2 protein-coding genes are annotated in these 4,898 nt (G+C 73.6%); both read left to right on the top strand.

What is annotated here, in order from left to right:
- Positions 1-348: hypothetical protein (locus tag ABZ457_RS30390; RefSeq protein ID WP_359164242.1), on the top strand; the 348-nt coding region annotated here is incomplete at its 5' end.
- Positions 349-473: 125 nt separating this feature from the next.
- Positions 474-4,898, top strand: a 4,425-nt coding sequence (locus tag ABZ457_RS30395; protein WP_359164245.1) for a type I polyketide synthase, incomplete at its 3' end; no start/stop codon positions are given.

Genomic DNA, 4,898 nt, shown 5'->3' on the forward strand with positions numbered 1-4,898 from the left:
GTCGAACTCCGCAACCAACTCAACACCGCCACCACACTCCGCCTCCCCACCACCCTCGTCTTCGACCACCCCAACCCCACCGCCCTCGCCACCCACCTCCTCGCGCAACTCGACGTGACGGAGAAGTCGGCGGCGGACCCGGTGCTGACGGAACTCGAACGGTTGAAGTCGGCGGTCCGGGACGCCTCGGCGGACGCGGAGGCGTACGGCCTCATCAGCGGCCGGCTGCGCGAGTTGATGGACATCGCCGAGGCGGCGGGGGGCGGGAGCGCGGCCGAGGACGCCGCCGGCGACCTGGAGTCGGCCACCGACGAGGAGCTGTTCGCCCTGGTCAACGAATTCGACTGAGCGCGTCCGCCGGGCCGCCGCCACCCCACCGGCGGCGGCCCGCCACCGCGCGGCACCGCCCGCACCACCCACCCCATGAACCCATCTGTCACCACGAGCCACACCATGTCGGGGAGCTGAGATCAGTGGCGAACGAGCAAGAACTCCGGGACTACCTGAAGCGGGCCATCGCGGACGCGCGGGACGCACGCAAGCGGCTGCGCGAGGTGGAGGCGAAGGCACAGGAGCCGATCGCCATCGTGGGCATGGCCTGCCGTTACCCGGGCGGGGTGTCCTCCCCGGAGGACCTGTGGCGGCTGGTGGCGGGCGGCACGGACGCGGTCGGCGGGTTCCCCGTCAACCGGGGCTGGGACCTGGAGCGCCTGTACGACCCGGACCCGGACGCGCCCGGCACCTCGTACACCCGTGAGGGCGGCTTCCTGCACGACGCGGACCTCTTCGACCCGGAGTTCTTCGGGATGTCACCGCGCGAGGCCCTGGCCATCGACCCGCAGCAGCGCCTCCTCCTGGAGACCTCCTGGGAGGCGTTCGAGCGGGCGGGCCTCGATCCGGTGTCCCTGAAGGGCTCCCGGACCGGTGTGTTCACGGGCCTGATGTACAACGACTACGGCTCCCGCCCGGACCTGCCCGCCGAGGGCAACGAGGGCTATCTCTTCTCGGGCAGCGCCGGGAGCATCGCCTCGGGCCGGATCGCCTACACCTTCGGCCTGGAGGGCCCGACGGTGACCGTGGACACCGCCTGCTCCTCCTCCCTGGTCTCGATGCACCTGGCGGCGAACGCGCTGCGGGCGGGCGAATGCGACCTGGCCCTCGCGGGCGGCGCGGCCGTGATGTCCACACCGACGGCCTTCGTGGAGTTCTCCCGGCTGCGCGGCCTGGCGGCGGACGGCCGCTGCAAGTCCTTCGCCGAGAGCGCGGACGGCACGGGGTGGAGCGAGGGCGTCGGCCTGCTGCTGGTGGAGCGGCTGTCCGACGCGCAGCGGAACGGGCACCCGGTGCTGGCCGTGATCCGGGGTTCCGCCGTGAACCAGGACGGCGCGAGCAACGGCCTGACCGCCCCCAACGGCCCCTCCCAGGAGCGGGTCATCCGGGACGCCCTCGCCTCGGCCGGGCTGAGCACGGCCGATGTGGACGCGGTGGAGGCGCACGGCACGGGGACGACCCTGGGCGACCCGATCGAGGCGCAGGCGCTGCTCGCGACCTACGGGCAGGACCGGCCGGAGGGCAGGCCGCTCTATCTCGGCTCGCTGAAGTCGAACATCGGGCACGCGCAGGCCGCGGCCGGGGTCGGCGGCGTCATCAAGATGGTGCAGGCGATGCGGAACGGCGTCCTGCCGAGGACCCTGCACGCCGAGGAGCGCTCAAGCCATGTGGACTGGGATGCGGGGGCGGTGGAGCTGCTGACCGAGGCCCGCGACTGGACGGCCCCGGAGGGGCGCCCGCGCCGGGCCGGTGTGTCCTCGTTCGGCTTCGGCGGGACGAACGCGCATGTGGTGATCGAGGAGGCGCCCGACAGGACGCAGGAACTCCCGTCTGCCGTGCGGGAGTTGTCGGTCGTGCCGTGGGTGCTCTCCGCCAGGTCGGCCCCCGCCCTGCGCGACCAGGCCACGAAGCTGCTCGCCTACGCGGAGGCCAACCCCGGGGTCGACTCGGCCGGCGTCGCGCGCGGCCTGGTGAAGGGGCGGTCAGCCTTCGACCACCGGGCAACCGTGACCGCCGCCGACCGGGCCACCCTCCACGACGGCCTGCGCGCCCTGGCGCAGGGAGCCCAGCACCCGGCCCTGGCCACGGGGACGCGTACGCCCACCGGGAAGCTGGCGTTCCTCTACACCGGGCAGGGCGCGCAGCGCATCGGCATGGGCGAGGAACTGGCAGCTGCCTACCCGGTGTTCGCGGAAGCCTTCGACACGGCGATCGCGGCTCTCGACCCCCATCTCGACCGCCCCCTGCGCGAGATCATCACCACCGGCGACGGACTCGACCGCACCGAATACACCCAACCCGCCCTCTTCGCCGTCGAAGTCGCCCTCCACCGGCTCCTGGAGTCCTGGGGCATCACCCCCGACCTCCTCGCCGGACACTCCATCGGGGAACTCACCGCCGCCCACCTCGCCGGGGTCCTGGACCTCCCCGACGCGGCCCGCTTGGTCGCCACCCGCGCCCGCCTCATGCAGAACGCCCAACCCGGCGGCGCGATGGTCGCGATCCAAGCCACCGAAGAGGAGGTGCGGGCGGCACTGGCCCCGTACGGGGACCGGATCGCCGTCGCGGCGGTGAACAGCCCGCAGTCGGTGGTCGTCGCCGGGGACGCGGACGCCGCCGAGGCCGTCGCCGCCCACTTCCGCGACCAGGGCCGCAAGACCACCCCCCTCAAGGTCTCCCACGCCTTCCACTCCCCCCACATGGACCCCATCCTCGACCAATTCCGCGCGGAGGCATCCCAGCTCACCTACCACCCACCCCGCATCCCCCTCGTCTCCACCCTCACCGGCATCCTCGCCACCGAAGCCGAACTCACCTCCCCCGACTACTGGACCAACCACATCCGAGGCACCGTCCGCCTCACCGACACCCTCACCACCCTCGCGGCCCAGGGCACCACCCACTACCTCGAAATCGGCCCCGACACCGTCCTCGCGCCGCTGGTCCACAGCACCCTGGACGGCGATGAGTTGACGGCGCTGGGCACTCTTCGGCGCGGGCAGGGCGAGGTGGAGACGCTGGTCGCCGGGATCGCGCGGGCGCACAGCAGCGGGGTGGACGTCGACTGGTCCGCGTTCCTCGCCGGGACCACGCCCGAGGCCGGCACGAGCCCCGAACTGCCGACGTACGCCTTCCAGCGGCAGCGGTACTGGCTGGACGAGACGGAGACACGCGCCGACGCGGGCGCGCTGGGGCTGACCGCCGTGGGGCACCCGATCCTGGGGGCCTCGGTGGGGATGGCCGACCGGGACGCGTATCTGTTCACGAGCCGGCTGTCGACGCGCACCCATCCCTGGCTGGCGGACCACGCGGTGGCCGGGACCGTTCTCGTCCCCGCGACCGGTCTGCTGGAACTGGCCGTCCGCGCGGGCGAGCAGGTCGGGGCCGCGACGGTGGAGGAACTGACGCTCGCCGCGCCCCTGGTGCTCCCGGAGAACGGTTCCGCCCAGGTACAGGTGATCGTTTCCTCCGCCGAAGGGCCGGAGGGACGGGCCGTCGAGATCTACTCCCGCGCCGACAGCGAGTCCGAGGGCGTGGGCGACGCGGGCGCGTGGACGCTGAACGCGACCGGCACCCTCACCGCCGAGGCCCCGGCCCCGGAGCCGACGTCGGACGGTGCCTGGCCGCCCGCCGGTGCCGTGGCAGTGCCGCTGGACGGGGTGTACGACCGGCTCGCCGACCACGGCTACGCCTACGGGCCCGCGTTCCAGGGCCTGACCCGCCTCTGGCGCGGCACGGACGACACCCTGTACGCCGAGGTCGCCCTCCCGGAGGACGAGCAGGCCCAGGCCGGGCGGTTCCTGCTGCACCCCGCCCTGCTGGACGCGGCACTCCACCCGCTCCTGCCCGGAGTGGCCGACCCGGACCGGCCCGCCGTCCTGCCGTTCTCCTGGAACGGCGTCACCCTGCACGCCGTCGGCGCGACCACCCTCCGCGTCCGGATCGCGCAGACGAGCCCCGACGCCCTGACGCTGACCGCGACCGACCCGGACGGCCGGCCCGTCACCACCGTCGACGCCCTGCACCTGCGCCCCCTGGACCTGGACGTCCTTCGTGCGGCCGGTGCCGGGACCGCCACCCGCGACGGGCTCCTCCGTATGAGCTGGTCTCCTGTCCCGGACGAGGCGGGTTCGACCACCGCCGCGCCGCAGATCCTGGACCTCACCGCAGGAGGCGACGGCAGCCCGGCGTCCGTGCGGGCGGCGCTGCACCTGGCCCTGCGTGAGGTCCAGCAGTGGCTGGCCGAACCCTCGGAGGGTCCGCTCGTGGTCCTCACCCGGGGCGCGGTGGCCACCCGCCCCGACGAGGACGTCACCGACCTCACCCACGCTCCCGTCTGGGGACTCGTCCGCACCGCGCAGACCGAGAACCCCGACCAGATCGTCCTTCTCGACCTGGACCCGGCTGTCGAGTCCGCCGCGCACACCGCCCTCGCCAGGACGGCCGGCGCCCTCGGAAAGCCTCAGCTGGCCTATCGGGACGGCCGTTTCCTGAGCCCATCACTCGTTCGAGCCACCGTCCCCGCCCAGCTGCCGTCCGTGGCGTGGGGCGAGGGGACGGTGTTGATCACCGGCGCGACCGGCACCCTCGGCACCGCCCTCGCCCGCCACCTCGTCACCCACCACCACGCCCAACACCTCCTCCTCCTCTCCCGACGCGGACCCGACGCCCCCGGCGCCACCCAACTCACCACCGAACTCCAAGCCGCCGGAGCGAGCGTCCATCTCGTCGCCTGCGACGCCGCCGACCGACACCAACTCGCCGCCACCATCCAGGCCATCCCCGCCGACCGACCCCTCACCGCCGTCATCCACACCGCCGGCACCCTCGACGACACCGTCCTCACC

Origin of the sequence: Streptomyces sp. NPDC005805 (genome assembly GCF_040630445.1) — a bacterium.
Classification (GTDB): domain Bacteria; phylum Actinomycetota; class Actinomycetes; order Streptomycetales; family Streptomycetaceae; genus Streptomyces.